The sequence below is a fragment of the Mammaliicoccus sp. H-M34 genome (assembly GCF_022386495.1).
GTDB lineage: Bacteria > Bacillota > Bacilli > Staphylococcales > Staphylococcaceae > Mammaliicoccus > Mammaliicoccus fleurettii.
In genome coordinates this window covers 328,898-352,478 of sequence record NZ_JAJNIK010000003.1, presented here as the reverse complement: position 1 = coordinate 352,478, position 23,581 = coordinate 328,898, and the positions used below count along the sequence as shown (strand labels likewise).

The window sequence follows — 23,581 nt, the reverse complement described above, 5'->3', positions numbered from 1 at the left end:
AACAAAAGAGACCATGCCTAATTAAAGGCAAAGGTCTCACTTAACATTTATAGTATGTCCATATTACCGGAAACTTCCGCTTCGTAATGACGATAATATGCTAGAATTTTTAAGTTCTAAAGTTACTCCCCTTCGACAAAGTCGTAGGTCTATTTAGTTTTACTATATTATTATACAATGATTTATGAATTATAACAAACTAAATAATTTGATTTCAGGGAATTTATCTTCAAACCATCTCGTTGCAAATTCATTTTCAAACAAGAATACATATTGATCAAAGCGATCTTTCACTAAAATTGATCTACTTGAATTCATGTTGTCTGTTATATCTTTTTCATTTTCAATCCATCTCGCAATTTTCTTACCGACTTGTTCCATTACGACATCAACATTGTATTCATTTTTCATACGATGTTCAAAGACTTCAAATTGAAGTTGTCCAACTGCTCCAAGAAGAATTTGATTAGTATGAAGCGTCTTATAAAGTTGTATAGCACCTTCTTGAACTAATTGCTCAATACCTTTATGGAAATGCTTTTGTTTCATTACGTTTTTGGCACTAACTTTCATAAATATTTCAGGTGTAAACTGTGGTAACGTTTCAAAGTGAAATTTTTGATTACCTCCAACAAGTGTATCGCCTATTTGATAGTTTCCTGTATCATATAAACCGATAATATCACCACTTACTGCATGATTGACTGTTTGAGTATCATCAGCCATAAATGAAGTTGAACGTGTAATCTTTTGCTTTTTCTTATTTCTTTGCAGTGTTACATCCATACCTCTTTCAAACGCACCACTTACAATTCTCATAAATGCAATTCTGTCTCTATGTCTTGGATCCATGTTTGCTTGTATCTTAAAGATGAATCCTGAGAAGTCTTGATCAAATGGATCAACGACATCTCCTTCTTCAGTTTTACGTCCACTAGGCATTGGAGCATAATCTACATATGCATTTAAAAAGTTTTGAACACCGAAGTTCGCTAAAGCTGATCCGAAGAATACTGGAGTTAGTTCACCTGCTAATAGCATTTCTTCATCAAATTGCTCTCCTACTTCATCAACTAACATTAATTCATCAATTGCTTGTTCAAACTGTGAGTCATTTTTAATTGGATGATCTTCTTCTAATTCATAATCATCATTTAAATGTAATATATTTTCTTCGTCTCTAAATGGTTCAATAGTCTTTTCAGCTCTGTCTATTATGCCGAAAAAGTTTTGTCCCATACCAACAGGCCAGTTCATTGGATAAGTTTCTATTTCTAATGTCTTTTCAATCTCTTCCAATAATTCAAAAGGCTCTTTACCCATTCGGTCTAATTTATTTATAAAAGTAAAAATTGGGATACCTCTCATTTTACAAACTTTAAATAACTTTAATGTTTGTGGCTCAATACCCTTTGCACAGTCAATTACCATAACTGCACTGTCTACTGCCATTAATGTTCTATAAGTATCTTCAGAGAAATCTTCATGCCCTGGTGTATCTAAAATATTAATATTATAGTTGTCATAATCAAATTGCATAACTGAACTTGTTACAGAAATACCACGTTCTTGTTCTACTTTCATCCAGTCACTTGTTGCAAACTTCCCAGACTTTTTCCCTTTAACAGTACCTGCTTGTCTAATAGCACCACCAAAAAGTAATAACTTCTCAGTTAATGTTGTTTTACCGGCATCTGGATGGGATATTATCGCAAATGTTTTTCTACTTTCTACTTCTTGTTTTATCGTCACAATTCATTTCTCCTTATAGTTCGGATGTCCATTGGCTAATTCTATTCGCTAATTCATTCGCTTCATCTTCATCAAGCACATTAAATAAATGCAAATACAGATGTTCAATTAATGATTCTCCGTATAAATCATAGTCTACTTTAATAGACCAAAACAAATCAGGAATAGATATTACAAAATATTCTTCTTTTTTATTCTCATATATATAAACTTTACAATTCAAATTTTGCGAATGACTTTCTCTAATCTTCACTTGGCTTTCCTCCATACTTCTCATAAGCAGCCTCTAGACCTATTAAATCATCTCTATGAGGAACTTTTACATGACCAGGCATAATTTGATAAGGTTCTCTACCTTTCGATGCTAGTACGACTGTATCACCTGGTTCAGATATTTCGATTGCGTGTTTAATACCTTCTGCTCTATCTTCAAATTCTACATAATTATTATGTGTCGCTCCTTTAGCTAATTCTGCTGTTAACATTTTAGGGTCATCATTTGCAGGATTATCTGGTGTAAATATGACATAATCTGCTCGACAACTTATTTTACCCATTTCTGGTGTTTTTGTTAAGTCTCTTTCTCCAGCCATTCCAACTAAAAATATAAGTTTTTGTTTAACGAATGGTTTAACAGCATCAATTAATTTATCCATACCATCTGGTGTATGTGCATAATCTATAATCAAATCAATAGGAAGCTTTCTATCTAACACTTCTAAACGACCTTCAACAGGTGGCATAGTTTGCACAGCCTGAGCAACTTTTGATAAATCATAACCTTGCACCCATAAACCTAAAATACTAGCCAATAAGTTAAGTACATTAAATTTACCTAAATAAGGAGAATTGATTTCATATTCACCAAAAGGCGTTACAAGTGTAAACGCTACTCCACTAATTGATTCTTTAATATTTTTAGCCGTAAAATCAGCTTCATTATCAATACCATATGTAAAGATTTCAAATGGTGTTACTGGTATTAATTCTTTCGTAAATTTATCATCTGCATTGAGTATAACAAATTTATCTTTTCTATAATCTTGTCCTAATTGACTAAATAATAAAGATTTCGCATGTCCATAAGCTTCCATAGTACCATGAAAATCTAAATGATCTTGCGTTAAATTAGAAAAAATCGCAATATCAAATTCTAAACCTCTTAACCTACCGATAACTAAACCATGACTTGAAACTTCAAATGTCATACTTTCACATTCTTCGTTTACCGCTTCTACTATATGTTTTGTTAAAGTTACAGTTTCTGGTGTGGTATTCACACCTTTTGTAATTTTTTCATTAACTTGAAAACCGTTTGTACCTAAATAAGCACTTCCTTTTCCAAGTCCTCTTGTTAAATGATGAATCATTGTAGCAATTGTTGTTTTACCATTTGTACCAGTCACACCTATTGTAGTTAATTTTTGACTTGGAAAGTCGTATAAGATATGACTAAAGATACTCGCTACTTTTAATGTATCTTTGACAACGATTAATAATACATGATCTGGTAGTTCCATGTAATTCTCACTTACAACTACTGTACAACCTTGTTCAACAACATTTGGTATGAATTTATGGCTATCAACTGTATAACCTTGTGAAGCAACAAAGATTGTACCTTCAAATGCATTTCTAGAATCTGTAGTAATATCTACTACTTCTTGGTCTTCATTACCATATATTTTTTTAATTTTAATTTTATTTAATAACGTCTTAACGTTCATCGTTATTTCTCCTTTATTTTCAATAGGTTTATTATACACTTTATGATAATGATTTTATAGCTTTGACTATATGTATAAAGAATTATAAAATAAATGAGTATTTACTCAATATACAAATAGATGATATTATGATGAAAATCCAATTGATGAAGAATTACTAAAGAAACATTGAATTAGTTTAAAGATTCTATGTAATTTTTGTAATAATATGCTATATCTTTTCACAAAAGAGGAAAAATGCGTTAAACTATCATAGAATTTAAATACAAATACGGAGTGTGTCTAATGGTTTCTCAAAACAAAAAATTATTGATTATTACTGGTTCTTTCGGTAACGGTCATTTACAAGTTACGAATAGTATTGTGAAACAATTTGGTGAAATGAATTTAAATCATTTGACTGTTATAGAACATGATTTATTTTTAGAAGCACACCCTATTATGACTTCCATCGCTAAACAATGGTATATAAACAGCTTTAAATATTTTAGAAACATGTATAAATTCTTCTACTATAGTAGACCAGAACAAATTGATAAATGTTTCTATAAATATTATGGACTAAATAAATTACTTAATTTACTTATAAAAGAAAAGCCCGACTTAATTTTGTTAACTTTTCCGACACCAGTCGTTTCAGTTTTAACAGAACAGTTTAATTTAAATATACCTATTGCAACAGTTATGACAGACTACCGTTTACACAAGAACTGGGTTACACCACACTCAAATCGTTATTATGTAGCAACTAAAGATTTAAAAAATGAAATTCATTCTATTGGTATTGATGACAAAGACATTAAAGTTACAGGCATTCCGATTTCGAAACAATTTGAAGAACCAATAGATCGATATCGATGGTTAACTAAACACAAATTAGATCCTGACAAAAAGGTTATATTAATGTCTGCTGGTGCATTTGGTGTATCTACTGGATTTTCTACCATGATAAGTAAAATTGATATGTATGCTAAAGATGCACAAGTTGTGATGATTTGTGGTAACAGTAAATCTTTAAAGAATGAATTGAGCACACATTTTAAAGGTAATAAGAATGTCTTAATACTTGGTTATACTAAACATATGAATGAATGGATGGCGACAAGTCAACTTATGATTACTAAGCCAGGTGGCATCACGATTTCCGAAGCATTTTCAAGACATTTACCACTCATATTCTTAAATCCAGCACCAGGTCAAGAATTAGAAAATGCTGATTATTTTGCACAAAAAGGCTATGGAAAAATTGCAACCACACCGGAAGAAGCCACTAAAATGGTTATTTCACTTACGAATCAACCTAACAAATTGAAAGAGATGACTAAACTATTAGAAGAGAATTATATAAAAAAATCAACAGAAAATATTTGTAACGATTTACTATCATTATTAAGTGACTCACTTTCATATAATGAAGTTTATGGAAAGGTTCCTATGTATGCCAAATACTTCATCAGATAAATCATTTTATAAAAAAGATTTTTGGTTAATGCTTATCATATTATTCATGATGGAATTTGCTAGAGGTATGTATATTCTAAGTTATTTACCTATTTTACCAACAACCACTGCTAAAGTGACTGTTGGTATTACTTCGTTAGCAATCTCTTTACATTTTATAAGTGATGCATTAACAAATTTTGTTATTGGTTTTCTTCTAAAAAGATTCGGTCCAACAGTTATCTTAACTTGTGGATTTTTACTAGCCTTTTCTAGTTTAGCGTTAATTATATTTATACCATCACCAGTGATATTTATATTAAGTGCAATATTACTTGGTATCGCTGTAAGTCCTATATGGGTCATTATGTTATCAAGTGTAAGTGAATCATCACGAGGCAAACAAATGGGCTATGTTTATTTTAGTTGGTTAGTTGGTATGCTCTCAGGTATGATCTTTATGAACTTACTATTCAAATTGCATCCGACTCGATTCACATTTATGATGGCTGTTTGCGTGTTAGTTGCTTGGATTTTGTTCTATTTTGTTAAAGTTCAATTAACTAACTACGAAAGTAAATCAGTCAAAAAACAATTCAAAGAAATTGTTCAAGTAACGAGACGTCATTTACTACTATTCCCAGGAATATTCTTGCAAGGGTCTGCAATAGGTATGCTTGTGCCAATATTACCTACGTATGCAACAAAACATATGGGTGTGACTACTTTAGAATATACAATTATACTCATTGTTGGTGGAATTGGTTGTACGATATCAATGCTGTTCTTCTCAAAATTAATGGATAAGCACTCTAAGACGTTTACACATATTATAATTTTCGTAGGTTTCTTAGCTTATAGTTCATTTATTTTTGGATTAACACTATTAACTCAATTATTAATCGTACTATTAATCGCATTGCTTATAGGTACAATTTACGGATTACTCTTACCAGCTTGGAACACTTTTATGGCAGGTCATATTCATAGTAAAGTTCAAGAAGAAACATGGGGCGTATTCAATAGTGTTCAAGGTTTCGGTACAATGATTGGGCCTCTTATAGGTGGCTTAATATCAGAAGTATTTAGAGACGTCTATTATACAATTTATGCATCTAGTTTAATGTTTTTATTCTTAGCATTATTCTATGGGACTTACTTTGTTTTGAATTACAAAAAGAAAAAATCAATATAACTGGATCATATTTCCTAACTCAAAATAAATAAGCATATCACTTAACTGGTTTTTAAAGTTTACAGTGATATGCTTATTTTTTTATAATATCCTACGATTTTGTATGTGCATGCTTGCCTAGGGGTATGGCTCGAGCCTGTAGTCTCTCACGCATACTTTTCCCTCAGGCGTCAGCACTTACAAAATCAGTACCAATAACTATTTTTATAACAATCTTACGATTTTGTTCGTGCATGCTTGCCAGGGGGTATGGCTCGAGCCTGTAGTCTCTCACGCATACTTTTCCCTCAGGCGTCAGCACTTACAAAATCGTTAACAATATCTATTTTTATAACAATCTTACGATTTTGTTCGTGCATGCTTGCCTAGGGTATGGTTCGAGCCTGTAGTCTCTCACGCATACTTTTCCCTCAGGCGTCAGCACTTACAAAATCGTTACAAATAACTACTTTTATACAATGCTAAGAGGCTGAGACAAATTAATTGTCTCAGCCTCTTAGTTATAGAACAGCTATATTTACACAAGTCTAAAGAAGTGTAAGCAAGGCTAGCTATATTTACACTAGACTAAAGAAGTGTGAGTAAGAGTACCTATATTTACACAAGTCGGAAGTAGCGTGAATGATTTTAAAAAAAATAAGAGCAGAAATTCAATTTTAATAATGAATTTCTGCTCTTAAAATATTATTCTAGGATATTTATGTCTTAAGCTCTAATTTGTAATCAAATCTGCTTTTATAGTTACTCTTATCAGCAGTTTTGCCTAGAACTGCTTTTAATACTACCCTTATCAGCAGTTTTGCTTAGAATTGCTTTTAACACTACCCTTATCAGCAATTTTGACTAGTACTGCTTTTAACGCTATCCTTATCAGCAGTTTTACCTAGAACTGCTGATAACGTACCTCTTATATGCCCGCGGAAAGCATGCATAAAAAAATGCCAACAAAGTTTGAGCTTTGTTGGCATTTTGAAAACATGAAATTAGCCTAAAGTATAAGAAGCTGCTTCTGACCATGTTTCGTCTTCATTTTGTTTCATTAATTTAATTGTGTCGATTGTTTCTGAATGATCGATTCCAGCCATTCTAACTTGTCCATAAATATCTTCAAATTCTTGACTTGATAACCCCTGTGCAATTGTGAAGTGTGGAACGAATGGATGAGTACTTTCACCATAAAAGTCACCGTTATTGAATTTACTGTATAAAGAAACTAATTCATCAGTTTTAGTAACTTTAAAATAAATTACATTTTTAGTTGGTGCAAAGCTTGATGCTTTTGAAACTTGAATTTCCACTGGTTCGAATTCTTTAGCTGTTTCTTCAAGTTTAGACTTAACCTCATCAAGCATATTATCATCAACTTCAAATTTTTCTTTAATTGTAATATGTGGTGTGATTAATGCGTAGTGCTTGTCATATCTTTTGCGATAAGCGTTCACTGCTTCTTGGAATGGTTTTGATGGAATAAGTACGATGCCTAATTTCATAATGATACTTCCTCCTTTGTTTGTCTTCCTTTTTATTATATCAAATTTTTCTGATTTTGATGACTTAAAAAGTAACTTAATATATTTCCTAATTCAGGTTTCCATGTTTTCCAAGTATGTCCACCATCTAATTCTTCATATTCATATGTTAAGTTAGCTTGTTTAACACGTTCACTAAATTCTCTATTAGGCGTTAAGAAATCTGCTAGATCTCCACTAATCAGTTTAAATGAATCTTCTTCTTTACCAATATAATGTTTAATTGTTAATAGATCTTTAGATAAACAATTTTGAAACTTTTCAGTTACCGTATCATTTATTAATGGACTAAACAGACCAAGTTGACTAAAATGATGTGGATATTCTAAACCAGTAACCAATGCTACACTTGCTGCAAGACTATCACCTAATAATACTCTTGCATTTCCTACTTTTAAAGTTGAGAATGTTTTATCAATATAAGGACATAGTTCTTTTACAACAAATTGTGACATTTCTTTTCGGTGCTCTCCATCAGGATGAAATTCTTTTCTTCTAAGTTCTACATCTTCATAGTGAACACCAACGATAATCGCTCTTTCTACCATTTCTGCAGTTCTTAACTTTTCATATTCTCGATGTATTTGTCCAAATTGGAAAAAGTCTCTGCCATCAAATGTAATCACAACATGATGTTTATATAGATCAGTGTAGTCTTTAGGTAAGTAAATTGAGATCGTCACTTCCCTTTTTAAAAATTTACTTTCAAGTTTTATTTGGTCAACTAGACCTATTTTTTTCTCCATATAAAACGCTCCCAACTGTACATATAAGACTATTGTACAGTAGAGAGCGTATATTTGAAAGCGTTTGATATTGTTTAATTACTTATCTTCTAAATCAAATTCTTTTAAACGTTTTGGATAATCTTCATGCCAGAATTTAGCATTAGGCACTTCATCTGGTGCTGGTTTATAAATTGCATATTTACCAGTACCTTTTTGTTTTTTCTGGTTCTCAAAGTCTCGTAATGCTCGTAAAGCTGGTTTATGGAGTATCCATATAGCTACGATGTTTAACCATGCCATCATACCTACACCTAAATCACCCATTGCCCAGGCAACATCAGCTGTTTTTACACAACCATAAACCGTAGCAGCTATTAAGATAAGTCTGACTAAAATAATCCATATTTTTTGCTTATCGGAAGGAATGATATAACTCACATTGGTTTCTGCGATATAATAGTATGCCAGAATAGTTGTAAAGGCAAAGAAGAATAATGCAATAGCAATGAAGTACGAACCAAATCCAGAGTATCCTGGATCAAACGTATAACTATCTCCTTTAAAAGCTTTATCTATACCAGCTTGAGCGTACATTGCAGTACCTGTGACATCCTTACTTCCGTCGGCACTTTGTACATATATGCCGTTATCATGCATTAAATGAGGCGAACCATCTTTATTAGTCCCACCATCTGTTGTATTAAATGTACCAGACATTAAGATCATTAATGCTGTAGCAGTACATACTAATAAAGTATCAACATATACTGAGAATGCTTGTACAAGTCCCTGTTTAGCTGGGTGTGATACTTCTGCAGCTGCAGCAGCATGTGGTCCAGTACCTTGACCTGCTTCATTTGAGTACAGTCCACGTTTAACTCCGATTTCAATCATAGCACCAAATATACCACCAAATGCAGCTTCAACACCAAATGCTGATTTGAAAATCATTGCTATTAAACCTGGAACGGCATCAATATTTATAATAATAATTACAAATGCTAGACCTATGTATACAATGGCCATAAATGGAACAACAGCTGTTGCAACATTCGCAATCGCTTTAATACCACCGAAAATAATTAAGGCTAACAATGCTGCTAATACGATAGCAATAATCCACGGATTTAAACCAAAAGCATTCTTCATAGATGAAGCGATGGCATTTGATTGTACACCCGGCAACAATAAGCCCACTGATAGAATTGTAACAAGTGCAAAAACGATACCATATATTCTACCAGTCTTTCCTTTAATTCCTGACTCTATGTAGTATGCTGGTCCACCACGATATTGACCATTAATTTCTCTTTTATAAATTTGACCAAGTGTTGACTCTATAAATGCCGAACTTGCTCCAAGAAATGCAGTAGCCCACATCCAAAATACAGCACCAGGACCCCCGATGAAAATCGCTGTTGCAACACCGACAATATTACCTGTACCAACACGACCCGCTAATGATACTGCTATCGCTTGGAATGAGGATATACCAGTTGGTGATTTTTCCCCTTGAAACATTAACCTTATCATTTCTTTAAAATGTCTAACTTGGAAGAACCTCATCATAAATGTAAATAAAATACCAGTCAGCAATAAACCGTATACCAACGCTTTACTCCAAACAATGTCATTTGCAAAGCTAACAATAGACTCCATAATCAATCTCCCCTTTGTTGTAAGCCTTAAGATAACCCCTTGTTCAGAAAATTTCGAAATTACCTTGTTATGATTATACCATGTATAAATACACAATCAATCATTTTTTAAAGTGAATCACACATTTTTTGTAAGCGCTTACTTCATTATCAAAAAGCTTTTCTTCATTAATATGTTAGAATCTCACGTTAATATTATATTCATAATTACTTAATAATTATTCTAATCCGCACAACTTAAAAAATTAATATATATCTTTATTTTTCAACAATATGATTTATCATTGTTTAATCTGTAATTTCCCTTATAATATAAAAGTATGAGAAAGTTTGATAAGGAGGACTACTATTGTTAAATAAAGCTTGGTTTCGTACAGGAATTGCCATTCTCCTAACATTTCTAATTATAAAAATATTTATGGAAATAAATGAAATATTTTACCCGGTCATTATCGTCGTAAAATCAATTTTACTTCCATTACTATTAGGTGGATTCTTGTTCTATATTTGTTTACCTTTTCAGAAAATGTTAGAAAAAAGAAAAGTACCTAGATGGGGTAGCATCTCTATTATATTAATCGCCTTAATGCTTGTAGTCATATTATTTATTTCAATAATCGTGCCAGTATTAACTGATCAAATTAATAACTTGATTAAAAATCTACCTTATATACAACGAGAAATACAAAATGTCGTCGATTACGCATTACAACAAAGAGACAGATTACCAGATAATATATCTCAAAAAATCAATGATTCTATTGAAAGTATAAGTGGCATAGTTACAGACATGATTACTAACTTATTCAGTTATATTTCTTCATTTGTATCAACAATGTTCTTATTAATCTTAGTGCCATTCTTCTTAATATATATGTTAAAAGATCACGAAAGATTTATTCCATTTATTGCAAAACCATTTAAAGGACGCACAAAATGGTTCGTAGTAAACTTAAGTAAAGATATTAACCAAACTTTACAATCATACATTCAAGGACAAGTTACAGTCAGTGTTATTCTAGGTGTGTTATTGTATTTAGGTTATACATTTGTAGATTTAGATTATGCTTTGTTATTAGCACTATTAGCTTTATTAACAAACATGATACCATTCTTAGGACCATGGTTAGCTTTTATACCAGCAGCAACAATTGCATTAATACAAGATCCAGTAATGCTTGTGTGGGTTAGTATTATAACGTTAATTTGTCAACAACTAGAAGGTAACGTAATTACACCTAATATAATGGGTAAATCACTAAACATACATCCATTAACAATCATCACTGTTATTTTAGCAGCTGGTAATTTAGGCGGATTCGTAGCTATATTAATAGCCGTACCAACATATGCAGTCCTTAAGACAATTGTAAGAAATGTATATACACATAGACAATCAATAAGTTCAACCGCAAGTAGAACAGTAGAAGACGATCCAATTCTAGATAATGATTTAAAATAAAAAAACTGAAACCAATACTGGTTTCAGTTTTTTTATTTGCTCAAATCTTTTATCTTACGATATGATAACCTGAGTCTACATGGATATTTTCGCCTGTTACACCGCTTGAATAATCGCTTAATAGATAAGCTGCTGTTTTACCTACTTCAATTATATCTACATTACGTTTTAGTGGTGAGCGTTCTTCTATTTCTTTAAGTATTGAGTTAAATCCGCCTACTCCTTTCGCACTTAATGTACGAATTGGTCCAGCTGAAATTGCATTAACTCTAATATTATCTTCACCTAAATCACGTGCTAAATATTTTACATTTGCTTCTAAACTTGCTTTTGCTACACCCATTACATTGTAGTTAGGTACTGCAAATTCTCCACCTAAATAAGTAGTCGCTACAATACTTCCACCTTCAGGCATAAGTTTTTTAGCTTCTCTAGCTACAATTGTTAAAGAGAATGAACTAATATCTTGAGCTAATAAGAAGCCTTCGCGAGATGTATCTATAAATCTACCTCTTAAGTCTTCCATGTTAGCAAAAGCGATTGAATGATATACGCCATCAATATGACCAAATTTTTTACCAATTTGTTCAAAAGCATTTACAACGTGATCATCTTGTTGAACATCACATTCATAAATATGTTGCTCTTTTTGATTGTTTAATTCTTCAAATAGTTTTTCTAATTGATTTTTACTACGTTCTTTTCTATATGTGAAAACTAAGTTAGCTCCTAATTCGTCTAACACTTTAGCTACACCAAAGCCAATACTTCTTTTGTTTGCAATACCCATGATTACATATGTTTTACCTTCTAAATTAAACATTAGTTATACTCCTTTAATATGTATATTATTCATAACATTCACTCGTTATGATACCACTGGTCAGACCACCTGACAAGCATTATACTTTCATTTTAAATTTTAAAAAAAGTAAAAATGAGGATCATTTGTACTTCCTCATTTTTACTAAATTATTATATAAATTCCATATCTTGTTTTAATTGTGAAACGTATTCTTTCGAACCAGTTACAATTAATTTATCACCATATTGTAGCTCCGTATCCCCATGAGGCACGATTGAATCTTTTCCTCTGATAATACGAACAAAGATTACATCTCCTGCGAATGGGAATGATCTTAACAATACGTTGTGATAGCTATGATTTTTCATTTCAATTTCATATAATGATGTTTCAACATTACTTAATAAGTTCAACATGTTTGGTGATTCAATTAAACCTTTAAGCAATATTTTATTACTTAAGAAGCTACTAAAGAATTCAATATTCTTACCATCAAATTCTTCATCTTCAGAACCATTCTCTTGTTTACAAATGATTCTTTTAACTCCATGATTATGTGCCATTAAAGCAACTTCTTTATTTATATCATCGTCATTTGCTGAACATACTATAATATCTGAATCGAATAAACCTAATTCAACTAATTCTTCTTCAATATAATCATCAAGTTCATATGTTTTAATACTTTGATCTAATTTTCTATTATCAGAAAGATCTTTTCTAAAGAACATCGTTGTTTGATAAATATGAGAGTGTATACTTTGAGCTACTGGAATAGACAGTTGGTTTTTACCAATAAAGCTCACTTTAACAATCGTCTTCGTTTCTTCAGGCATTGGGAACATTTTCTTAAATACAATTGGAACAAATACACAAGTTATAACTGCACTTAAAATTAGAATACCTGAAATTTCAGAACTAATTGTACCAAGTTGTTCAGCTATTTTTGCTGCTGCGATAACTAGTGATAATGTTGATGTTAATAAAAATGCTGATGAAATCGTTGTTTTTTTATCATACCATTTACCAATAAAAGCCACTGGAATAATCTTAGTAATTAAAAATGCAATAAACAGTAACGGTATAATAATTAGTAAACTCGGTTCTTTAACAAGTGAAGGTATATTGAGATTTACACCGACCATAATAAAGAATATAGGGATAAAGAAACCATATCCAAAGGAATCTAACTTTTCAACCATATCTTGGTCAGGACCTAATAATGAAACGATTACACCTGCTAAGAAAGCACCAAGTATGTTTTCAGCTCCTACACCTTCAGCTAATGCTACTAGTAAAATTATTAAAGCAAATACTGCACGTATACCGATTTGTGTCGTTCCTGATGTTAAATTTTTTAAAAAAGGTGATTTTTTAAATAATCCCCCCATTATATAGAAGACAATACTGAATACTATCAATATTCCTATCAACCATAATGGTGAATCTCCTTTTGCATAAATTGTGCCATAAACAGTTAATAACAACATAGTAGCTAAATCAGCTACTACTGCTACTAATAAGATGAATTGTCCAATATTAGTATGCATGATATTCATTTCTTTTAACGTTGGTACTACAACACCTAAACTGATTGTCGAAATAATTATGACCATTAATAATACATCATCTATTAAACCAGTCCATTTAAATATATAAGCTGCTAAAATAGATAACACCATAATTGATGAGAAGACAACTGTTGTTAAATATATATTACTCGGTATATTTTTCGTATCTTCATCAGAGTGTTTTTTCGTTTTAAAAGCATTAAAATCTATTTCTAATCCACTCAAAAACATTAAAAATATAAAACCTAATGTTGATAGTATAGATAACCATGCATCTTCTTTTACTAAACCAAATAATGAATCTCCAATAATGATCCCCATTATGATTTCAGCAACAACTACAGGTAAGAAAGAAATTTTAAGTCTATTAACAAGTATAGGTGTCAAAAATGCAGCTATAACAACGATAACAAGAGATGTAAAACTAGAATGCTCCATATTATTCTCCTTATATTAGATAAGACATAAACGCTGTTGCTAAACCGAAATATATTAACATACTTACTATGTCATTTATCGTTGTAATAAACGGTCCACTAGCAACGGCTGGATCGATATTCATTTTATTCATAAACATTGGGATGATTGCGCCCATTAGTGTACCTACAGTCATTGCAATTGTTAAACTGATAGATACGATTAATGCTAATACAGGTTCACGATATAACAATACAATTATAAGAAATAAACTTATTGCACAAAGGAAACCAGTTAATAACCCTGATCCTGACTCACGTAAAGCAAGCTTGAATTTACTTTGCTCATTAATTTCACCTGTAGAAATATTACGTACTGATACAGCAAGTGATTGTGTACCTGAATTCCCGCTCATACCACTTATTATAGGTATAAATGCGGCAAGTAACGCTACTTGTGATAACGTTTCTTCAAATTGCCCTAGTATTGATGCTGTTATCATACCTAATACTGTTAGAATTAATAGCCATGGTAAACGTTTCATAGCTGTTTGGAAGACTGAATCATTTGTAGAATCGATATCAGAAACACCGGCTAATTTAGAGTAGTCTTCACTTGCTTCTTCATCCATAACATCTAAAATATCATCGATTGTAATAATACCTAACAGATGATCTTGATAATCAATAACAGGCAAAGCAATTAAGTCATAGTCACGCATTGTTTGTGCTACATCTTCTTGGTCATCAGCTACGTTAGAGCTAATGACACGTTCACTCATAATTTCTTCTATATATGAATCATTTTCAGCAACGATTAAATCTCGAAGTGAGATAACGCCAGCTAATTTTTTATTTTCATCCACTACAAAAATGACATATATTGTTTCTGCTTGTGGAGCTTGTTCTTTAACATAGAACATCGCTTCTTTGACAGACATAGTAGAATATACTGAAATAAACTCAGTGGTCATGATACCACCGGCAGTATCTTCGTCATAATGTAGTAATGCTTTTATTTCTCGAGCATCTTCACGATTCATGAGTGCAAGTAAAGTGGCTATTTTATTTTTAGATAATACGCTTAACATATCTACAGCATTATCATAAGACATTTCACTTAACATTTGACTAGCATAGTTGGCATTCATATTTTGAAAAATTTCTTCGTATTCATCATCATCTAATTCAGTCGTTTCGAAAAAGTCTGCAACTTCTTCAGGAGAAAGATATTGATATATTTTTTGTTTAATATCATTATCACATATTTCAAAGTATTCACCTTGATCGTATGTATGCATTGTTAAAAAAACTTCTCGAAATTGGTCAATTTCACCATTTGCTAATAATGTATCTAATTGTTCTTTATCAAACGCTTCGTCTTCGATGTATTGTTCATTATTTTCGTTAACCAACTTTGCCACCTCCTCATAAAAATACAATTTATTATAGCATACCTATACCTTCTAAGTGATAGTGTATTTCATCAATTATATTTATTTTTTCCATAGTTATTGGGTGCTTAAATTCAACGTTGTAACATTGCAATAGTTGGTGACAAATTTCTTTATTTTCATATCCATATAAACTATCTCCAACTATTGGATGACCTATATGCGCAAGATGAACTCTAATTTGATGAGTCCTTCCAGTTAACAGTTTCAATTTAAGCAGGCTATTTCGTTTATCATCTTTTAAATATTCGTATTCCGTATGCGCAAATTTGCCTTCTTCAGATACTTCACGTTCAATAATTGAATGTTTAGCTCTACCTATCGGCGCTTCAATTTGTCCATATTTTTGTTTTACAATTCCATGTACAATTGCTAAATAATATTTATTTAATGTAGTCTTTGAAATCATATGATGTAACAACTGATGCTTAGCAAATATTACAATACCACTTGTTCCTCTATCTAAACGTGTCACAATATGCGGAATTGTTTGCTCTTCATTTTTATTCATATGATACAATACCGCTTCAACTAAGCTATGATGAGGATGTTCTCTTGAAGGAGCAATATTTATCAATGCTGGTTTTGAAACTATTATAAACCATTCATCTTCAAATAAAACCTTCAAATCCATTTTAAAAGGTTTAAGGTTATGACTAGGTAATTCATTCGGCAAACAAACTGTTACTTTATCACCTTCCTGAATTAAACTTCTTACGGTCATATTTTCTGAATTAACTAATAAAGCGCCATTCTGCTTAATGGCGCTTAAACTCTTTCTAGAAATGCCTTTATCATATAAAAATTCTTTTAATGTCATAGACGATGTCGCTTTATATTGTATTGCTTTCATTTCTTATTCCTCGTTTGATATAAATGAATCATGTACCCTTTTCCAAAATGGAAATGGTCTGAATCTAGCAAATCTAACTTTTTCATTAGCAACTCTATATTGAATAGATTCAATATTTTTATGTTTTACATTTACATGATCAATTGTAACTTGCAACGTATCATGATTAACAGGATGTATATGACATACATGATGTTTAGGTAATACTAATGGGGACCCTACAGTTCTAAAAACTCTATTATTTATAGAAGCTATCTCCGCTATTTGCATAGCTTCAAGTGAAGGGTGTATTAATGCTCCACCCAATGCTTTGTTGTAAGCTGTTGAGCCTGAAGGAGTAGAGACGCATAATCCATCTCCTCTAAACCTTTCAAATTGCTCACCTCTTAATACTAAGTCTACTACTAATGTAGCACCATTATCTGTTTTTATCGTCGCTTCATTCAATGCTAAATATCTTGTTTCATATCCACCTTTTTTATAACGAATAATTACTTCTAATAATGGATATTCAATTACTTGATATGTTGAATTATTAATTTCTATTATTAATTTTTCAACTTCATGAGGTAACCAATCAGCATAAAATCCTAAATGTCCAGTATGTACACCTACAAAACTTACATCACCTAACATATGACTATATTGATGGAATGCTTGTAATAAAGTACCGTCACCACCAACTGAAATTACGATATCTGGGGATTCTTTATCTTCAATCATATTGAAGTCATTCATATGATTTTTCATCTTATACATTAAAGCATTAGATTTTGAATCTCCTTTAGATAATATATTATACTTCAAAGCATTCACCCCTTAATCATGTTTATGTTTATTACTTTTTTGTCTTGAATAATACTCTTGAGCTTCTTGTATTTCTTCTCGTATTTCTGACATTTCTTCATCCAGTAAAAATGCCGCTTCTGCAGCTCTTTCTAGTCTATTTCTAATTTCAGGAGGATAATCGCCATCATACTTATACCTCAAAGTATGTTCAATTGTTGCCCAAAAATTCATTGCTAAAGTACGAATTTGTATTTCTGCTAAAATATTTGTTTGACCATGTAATGTCTCGATTGGGTAGCTGATAATAACGTGGTAAGAACGATAACCACTTTCTTTTGTATATTCAACGTAATTACGCTCTTCTACAACTTCAAAGTCTTGTCGTTGTCTTAATAATTCTACGACCACATCAATATCATCTACAAACTGACACATCATTCTTAAACCAGCAATATCATACATTTCTTCTCTTAATCTATCGAAAGGAATGTTACGTTGATTTGCTTTATCAATAATACTTGAAATCGGCTTAACTCGACCAGTAACAAATTCAATTGGTGAAGGTCTATCTGAAGATTCATATTGTTTACGTAACCCCTTCAATTTAATCTTTAATTCATCAATTGCTTGTTTATATGGAGCCAAAAATTCTTCCCATTGATTCATAGCTATCACTCCGCTTTGTTTAATTCAAATGCTTTCTCTACAGAAGCCACAAACTCTTTTCCATAATTGTGATTATCTGCAATATTATCTAATAAAAATTCCATTTCCTCTTTAAATGAAGTTAATACTAAATGGTCGTTGACGATAATTTCTTTATCAAAATGTTCGTGTATCATTGACCATGTTTCTTCTACAAATAATAAGTAATTATAATTTTCACCGTTATCTAGCATATATACAAATGCATGATTATCACTGTCTACAATCATATGTTCTGCTGGTTCTAACCCCTCAGTTGATTGATCAGTATAACATTTGATTTGATTATCATTTATCTTAATTTCATTCACATAAATACGCATTGCTGTTCCTCCTTATTCCAATCTATTTTAACACATTTTAATTTAAACGTTCATATCATCAAGTTAATTTTATGTAATTACTTGTTTATCCGTAAATCTTCTATAATAATAGTATAAAAGGAAGTGCATTTAAAAATGGGACAAGAATTAGAGATTGAATTCAAAAATTTACTAACTATTGATGAATATAAACTAATCAAACAATATTATTTTAAACAAAGTGAACCCTTTAAACAAACTAATTACTATATAGACACACCAAATCATGAAATTATTTCAAATAAAATGGCTTTAAGAATTCGTGAAAAAAACAATGATTACGAATTGACATTAAAAGTTCCGCAAGAAGTCGGTCTATTAGAATATAATGAAGTGATAGATAGCTTACCCGAACAAAATCGTCAAATAGACATACAAATTCTTCCAGAAAATATTACTGAAATATTAACTAAGCATAATATACCATTATCTGAACTTCGTCTTCTTGGTGATTTAACAACTTATAGACTTGAAAAGAAATTGAAATCTGGTTTATTAGTCTTAGATCATAGTATTTATTTAGGAATTGAGGATTATGAACTTGAATTTGAAGTAACAGACTTCACTCAAGGCGAAATCGCTTTCAACGATATATTAGGAACCTTGAATATATCCAGAGAAGTCCCTGATAATAAAGTGAAACGGTTCTTTGATGCGCAAAGCAGAACAACATGAATTCATTTTCGTTACAAGTCGAAATACTTTTAAAAATTTATGAACATGTTATATTAATATTATCGATATTGAAATAAGCAAGAAAAGGTGAAATTATGACCCCATATGAAGTAATCAACCCCCAAGATTTGTACGACATGATTGATCACTTTTATTATCTAGTTGAAAAGGATAATCGGATTAATCATCTTTTCCCTGGTGACTTTGCAGAAACGAGTCGTAAACAGAAGCAATTTTTAACACAATTTCTGGGTGGTCCTTCATTATATACTGAAGAACATGGTCATCCAATGTTACGTCAACGTCACTTGCCTTTCAGAATTACGGATAAAGAAAGAGATGCTTGGTTAGAAAATATGCGAGAAGCAATTACCAGCTCTCAGTTAAATGAAGATGTACAAGAATATTTATATGAAAGACTCAAGCTAACTGCAAATCACATGGTTAACGCTTAATATAGTTGAAGGTGGATAATATGGCCGAAGAATTAAGATTAATCCATGCTAATGAACAAAATAACATAGATTTATCACCAGTAAGCAAAATCGAAATTTATTCATTTTTTGATCCATTTTGCGAAGACTGTTTTAATCTATCATCTACATTAGCAAAGTTAAAAATTGAATATCAAAAATATGTTAAAATTCGTCAGATTTTGAACCCCTCTCTCCAAGTTTTAACTAAATGTCAGGCTCAAAGCACATGTGAATTTGATAATGTAGCTTTAGCTTTTAAAGCAGCAGAACTACAAGGACATAATAGAGCGAGTAGATTTTTAAATTTAGTTCAGAATGAAATCATACCTCATGAAAAAATCATAACATCGGAATTAATTAGAAAGTGTGCATATAAATCAGGAATTGACTTACCTGTATTTATTAAAGATTTAAAAGAGCACTCACTTACTGAAAGTTTACAAACTGATTTACACATCGCTAGAGAGATGGATATTAATATGACACCATCACTTGTTTTCTTTAATGAAGATGTACATTCAGAAGGACTCAAAGTAGAAGGTATTTACCCATATCATATATATACGTATATTATTCAAGAACTTATTGGAACCGAAGTTGAAAAACAACTCCCTCCTAAGCTAATAGATTATATACAATCGCAAAGCATTATTTCCGAACAAGAAATAGCGACAATATATGAATGGCCAGAAAAAATTGTTAAAAGAGAATTAAAAAAACTACATTTACAAAATTATATCGAACAACAAGATTCTGCACATGGTGACTTTTGGAAATTCAAGAAAACTAAATAAAATAAAAAAATCCCAATCCGAAAATTTAACGGATTGGGATTTTTATGTGTATAAATTTAACTTTCATACACTACTTGTCTAAATAAAAGTCCAATTGACTTCTATTTAGCATTTAATAGATAACTTTTGGGATGTTAACTATGAACAAATAAATAAAAAAACACCGTGTCTGATTACACGGTGCTTAAACAAAGGGGATGGGAGAAATTTTTCACTTCAAACAAAGGGGTATGTTTGTTATGTGATTAATTTCATGTATAAAATATAACATGCTATGGACACTAAATTCAACAAAAAACATCGGTTTTTTTTATTTGTCACACAGTTGTCATATTGGAAACGTGTACATACAATTAATTCTCTTTTACGAGTTTTTCAAAAGCATTTAATTTTTGTTCAAAGACTTCCATCGCCTCTTCTATAGGCTGTTTAGAAGTCATATCAACTCCTGCTTTTTTCAATACTTCAATAGGATAATCAGAACTACCTGCTTTTAAGAATTCATTAATATATCTTTTAACTGCAGGCTCACCTTCATCTAATATTTGTTTACTTAATGCTTGTGCAGCACTATAGCCTGTCGCATATTGATAAACATAGAAATTATAATAGAAATGAGGTATACGTGACCATTCTTTAGATATATTATCATCTGTTACAACTGAATCACCAAAATACTTTTTATTTAGTTCAGCATACTCAGTATTTAATCGTTCAGACGTTAATGGTTCACCATCTTCTACAATTTTGTGGATTAAATATTCAAATTCAGCAAACATTGTTTGTCTAAATAATGTAGCTCTGAATCTTTCTAACTCTTGGTTCAATAAATATTTACGTTTTTCTGGATCTTCTAAATTTTTATCCATATATTCACTTAATAGTGCTTCATTTGTTGTAGATGCAACTTCAGCTACAAATATTGAATAATCACTTTCATTTGATTGTTGATGCTTTCTACTAAAGTAACTGTGAGCTGAATGTCCAAATTCATGAATAAGTGTAAATAAATCAGAAATTGAATCTGACCAGTTTAATAATATGAAAGGATTTGTTAAATGTGCGCCAGAAGAATAACCTCCTGAACGTTTACCTTTATTCTCATACACATCTACCCATCTATTATTTAGTCCTTCTTCTACAACTTCGATATATTCTTTACCCATCGGTTGTAAAGCTTTAACCATCCAGTCTTTAGCTTCTTCATAAGTCATTTCAAATGATGAGTTCTTTACTAATGGAGTGTACATATCGTACATATGCATTTCATCTAAACCTAACAACTCTTTTCTAAGTTCAGTGTAGCGATGTAACAATGGTAAATACTTATGTACAGTTTCAATTAAGTTATCATATACTTCTTCCGGGATAAAGTTGTTGGATAATGCTTGTTCCCTAGCTGATTGATATTGACGTACTTTAGAACTGAATATTGCAGTCTTAACTTTACCACTTAATGTAGCAGTTAAAGTGTTATTATGGCTACCATACGCATCATATACATTATCATAAGCTGACTTTCTTAAAATGCGGTCTTCAGACTCTAACAACTTAGTATATGTACCTTGTGTTAATTCATGTTCATTTCCATCTTTATCTACAGCAGGTTTAAATTCTAAATCTGCATTATTAAACATGCCGAATACGTTACTTGGTGTTTGTAATGCCTCGCCTGCTTCTGCAAGTATTTTTTCTTCTTTATCACTTAAAATATGTGGTCTTTTTTTGTTTAATTTCTCAATATCAAATTGATATCTCTTTAAATTATCATTAGAAGCGACAAATTCATTCAATGTTGCTTCTTCTATAGACATTAATTCTGGTAATATAAAACTCCATGCGCTAGCAAACTTGTTCGCTAATGTAGCTGCTTTTGCTTCATAGCCAGCATATTTATCATTAGCCGTATCTTGATCGTGCTTTAAATGTGCATACACGTAAACTTTTCCTAGTTTCTCATCTATTTCGCTATCCAATAATAAAGCTTGATAAAGTGTATCAGAACTATCTTTCAAATGTCCTTTGAATTGTTCTTCTTTACCTAAATATGTTTCTAATTCTTTAAAAGCTTCTTCGTATGCTTCATCTGAATCAAAAATAGTTGTAAGGTCCCATGTATATTGTTCTTGCTGTTCTTCCCTTGTAATTAAATTAGCCATATTAATAGCCTCCTTTGAATTTCATATTTATAATTTTCTCATTAAACAATCAAATTTGCACGTGATATAGCCTTTTGATGGATAATCGATATATATGAATTTAACGCCTTTAATAGTATTTCTTTTTTTGAAAAACTATAATCATGAAAAGTTCTAAATTCAATAAAATTATAGAATTTCTCAAAAGTAAAAGTTCTTTTCTCCATTTCAAAAAACAAATATGATTGCCAAGTTATACAATGTGTTAAGAAATATATTTGTTCAGGTACAATTACCCCTATTATTTGTAGCCTCTTCTTATGTATTAACCTTGCGTTATATAATAGTGAAAGAGTAGGTTCTAACACATTTTTACTTTTTCTACATTTAGATAAATAATTATCATATGCATTATCTGTTAAATGTAAATTAGGAACGTCTTGTACATGATAGCTATTCAATAAGTCTTCCCATTTAATTTCTTTTTTAAAACCAATAAATGTATGCTTATCAAGCGATTGAATCCTTTCATATCTAATTAACATTTGATTATTAGGATCATAAGTAATCAATGTTCTTTCACAGTGATTGATTAATGCAGCTTCAAAATAACTTAAATGCATTATTCCATTACGATAATCTATATCTTTCCCTACCCAAATCACCTTCATATTTAGTGCTTTAAATCCTTCTGTTCTATCCATTAATAAATCAAGACTAATTGAAGAATATTGAAATTCAACTATTAAATTTCTATTAATTATAATATCAGGTATTTGATCAATTTCTGGTAAATAATATTCCATATCTATTGTCACTTTATTATTCAAGTGTGAATAAATGTGATGTTTAGAGGCTAAATGCATTAAAGACTCTTTCTTATAGCTATTTCTCATACAATAACTATTTGCTTTATGTGCGAAATGGGTTACCATATGTTTGCCCTTTTTCAAAATAAGTTCTGATAAACATTCAGGACATTTATATATTTCTTGTGATTTAGCATGTTGCGCATATATGAGTTCGCTATTTTGATTTAGTCCTATTAACAT

21 protein-coding genes are annotated in these 23,581 nt (G+C 31.0%); 6 read left to right on the top strand and 15 right to left on the bottom strand.

The features are described 5' to 3' along the window. Positions 1-189: 189 nt before the first annotated feature. Genes LQ608_RS05980 through LQ608_RS05970 form a run of 3 tightly spaced genes read right to left on the bottom strand, consistent with a single transcriptional unit; the run spans position 190 to position 3,479 of the window. Positions 190-1,752 (bottom strand): peptide chain release factor 3, encoded by a 1,563-nt coding sequence (locus LQ608_RS05980; protein WP_078356709.1) that lies wholly within the window; start codon positions 1,750-1,752, stop codon positions 190-192. Between the two features lie 13 nt (positions 1,753-1,765). Next, positions 1,766-2,005 carry a YueH family protein gene (locus tag LQ608_RS05975; RefSeq protein ID WP_078356708.1) on the bottom strand — a complete coding sequence of 80 codons (240 nt, stop codon included), beginning with the start codon at positions 2,003-2,005 and terminating at the stop codon, positions 1,766-1,768. Continuing rightward, positions 1,995-3,479, bottom strand: a complete 1,485-nt coding sequence (locus LQ608_RS05970) for a UDP-N-acetylmuramoyl-L-alanyl-D-glutamate--L-lysine ligase (RefSeq protein ID WP_239750719.1) — start codon at positions 3,477-3,479, stop codon at positions 1,995-1,997. The genes LQ608_RS05975 and LQ608_RS05970 overlap by 11 nt, the downstream gene beginning before the upstream one ends. Positions 3,480-3,764: 285 nt before the next feature. Between LQ608_RS05970 and LQ608_RS05965 the strand changes: the two genes are divergently transcribed. After that, positions 3,765-4,940: a diglucosyl diacylglycerol synthase gene (locus tag LQ608_RS05965; protein ID WP_239750717.1), complete on the top strand. Its 1,176-nt coding sequence runs from the start codon at positions 3,765-3,767 to the stop codon at positions 4,938-4,940. Further along, a complete protein-coding gene (ltaA, locus tag LQ608_RS05960; RefSeq protein WP_239750715.1) occupies positions 4,918-6,114 on the top strand; it encodes a lipoteichoic acid biosynthesis MFS flippase LtaA in 1,197 nt (398 codons plus the stop codon). The genes LQ608_RS05965 and ltaA overlap by 23 nt, the downstream gene beginning before the upstream one ends. A 983-nt stretch (positions 6,115-7,097) precedes the next feature. On the opposite strand, the gene LQ608_RS05955 is transcribed toward ltaA, so the two are convergent. From LQ608_RS05955 to LQ608_RS05945, 3 genes are all read right to left on the bottom strand, one after another. After that, positions 7,098-7,604: a YjcG family protein gene (locus tag LQ608_RS05955; RefSeq protein WP_078356704.1), complete on the bottom strand. Its 507-nt coding sequence runs from the start codon at positions 7,602-7,604 to the stop codon at positions 7,098-7,100. Positions 7,605-7,639: 35 nt separating this feature from the next. Then, positions 7,640-8,389 (bottom strand): alpha/beta hydrolase-fold protein, encoded by a 750-nt coding sequence (locus LQ608_RS05950; protein WP_078356703.1) that lies wholly within the window; start codon positions 8,387-8,389, stop codon positions 7,640-7,642. Between the two features lie 78 nt (positions 8,390-8,467). Continuing rightward, positions 8,468-10,033 carry an alanine/glycine:cation symporter family protein gene (locus LQ608_RS05945; protein WP_239750794.1) on the bottom strand — a complete coding sequence of 522 codons (1,566 nt, stop codon included), beginning with the start codon at positions 10,031-10,033 and terminating at the stop codon, positions 8,468-8,470. A gap of 345 nt (positions 10,034-10,378) precedes the next feature. On the opposite strand from LQ608_RS05945, the gene LQ608_RS05940 reads away from it, so the two are divergent. Next, the gene (locus LQ608_RS05940; RefSeq protein WP_078356702.1) at positions 10,379-11,491 is read left to right on the top strand and encodes an AI-2E family transporter; all 1,113 of its coding nucleotides are present in this window, start codon (positions 10,379-10,381) and stop codon (positions 11,489-11,491) included. A gap of 49 nt (positions 11,492-11,540) precedes the next feature. On the opposite strand, the gene fabI is transcribed toward LQ608_RS05940, so the two are convergent. From fabI to LQ608_RS05905, 7 genes are all read right to left on the bottom strand, one after another. Then, positions 11,541-12,314: an enoyl-ACP reductase FabI gene (fabI, locus tag LQ608_RS05935; RefSeq protein WP_239750713.1), complete on the bottom strand. Its 774-nt coding sequence runs from the start codon at positions 12,312-12,314 to the stop codon at positions 11,541-11,543. 152 nt (positions 12,315-12,466) lie between these two features. Beyond that, the gene (locus tag LQ608_RS05930) at positions 12,467-14,305 is read right to left on the bottom strand and encodes a cation:proton antiporter family protein (protein WP_239750712.1); all 1,839 of its coding nucleotides are present in this window, start codon (positions 14,303-14,305) and stop codon (positions 12,467-12,469) included. A gap of 10 nt (positions 14,306-14,315) precedes the next feature. Next, positions 14,316-15,698, bottom strand: coding sequence for a magnesium transporter (gene mgtE / locus LQ608_RS05925; protein ID WP_239750710.1), 1,383 nt, complete (start codon positions 15,696-15,698; stop codon positions 14,316-14,318). A 31-nt stretch (positions 15,699-15,729) separates the two neighbouring features. Next, positions 15,730-16,590, bottom strand: coding sequence for an RluA family pseudouridine synthase (locus tag LQ608_RS05920; protein WP_078356698.1), 861 nt, complete (start codon positions 16,588-16,590; stop codon positions 15,730-15,732). Between the two features lie 3 nt (positions 16,591-16,593). Continuing rightward, positions 16,594-17,397, bottom strand: coding sequence for an NAD kinase (locus tag LQ608_RS05915; protein WP_078356697.1), 804 nt, complete (start codon positions 17,395-17,397; stop codon positions 16,594-16,596). A gap of 12 nt (positions 17,398-17,409) precedes the next feature. Then, entirely contained in the window at positions 17,410-18,045 is a 636-nt protein-coding gene (gene yjbM / locus LQ608_RS05910) for a GTP diphosphokinase (RefSeq protein ID WP_078356696.1), read from the bottom strand. A 5-nt stretch (positions 18,046-18,050) separates the two neighbouring features. Continuing rightward, positions 18,051-18,407 carry a UPF0738 family protein gene (locus LQ608_RS05905; RefSeq protein ID WP_078356695.1) on the bottom strand — a complete coding sequence of 119 codons (357 nt, stop codon included), beginning with the start codon at positions 18,405-18,407 and terminating at the stop codon, positions 18,051-18,053. Positions 18,408-18,542: 135 nt separating this feature from the next. Here LQ608_RS05905 and LQ608_RS05900 point away from each other — a divergent pair, with 135 nt between their 5' ends. The 3 genes from LQ608_RS05900 to LQ608_RS05890 all read left to right on the top strand — a co-directional run bounded on the left by LQ608_RS05900 (position 18,543) and on the right by LQ608_RS05890 (position 20,391). Beyond that, positions 18,543-19,121, top strand: a complete 579-nt coding sequence (locus LQ608_RS05900) for a CYTH domain-containing protein (RefSeq protein ID WP_239750708.1) — start codon at positions 18,543-18,545, stop codon at positions 19,119-19,121. A gap of 95 nt (positions 19,122-19,216) precedes the next feature. Continuing rightward, positions 19,217-19,576 (top strand): truncated hemoglobin YjbI, encoded by a 360-nt coding sequence (locus LQ608_RS05895; protein WP_078356693.1) that lies wholly within the window; start codon positions 19,217-19,219, stop codon positions 19,574-19,576. A 20-nt stretch (positions 19,577-19,596) separates the two neighbouring features. Then, positions 19,597-20,391 carry a DsbA family protein gene (locus tag LQ608_RS05890; RefSeq protein WP_239750706.1) on the top strand — a complete coding sequence of 265 codons (795 nt, stop codon included), beginning with the start codon at positions 19,597-19,599 and terminating at the stop codon, positions 20,389-20,391. A 353-nt stretch (positions 20,392-20,744) separates the two neighbouring features. On the opposite strand, the gene pepF is transcribed toward LQ608_RS05890, so the two are convergent. Then, positions 20,745-22,550, bottom strand: a complete 1,806-nt coding sequence (gene pepF, locus LQ608_RS05885; RefSeq protein ID WP_239750705.1) for an oligoendopeptidase F — start codon at positions 22,548-22,550, stop codon at positions 20,745-20,747. Positions 22,551-22,591: 41 nt separating this feature from the next. After that, complete coding sequence (locus LQ608_RS05880) at positions 22,592-23,581, bottom strand: competence protein CoiA (RefSeq protein WP_239750704.1); 990 nt, start codon at positions 23,579-23,581, stop codon at positions 22,592-22,594.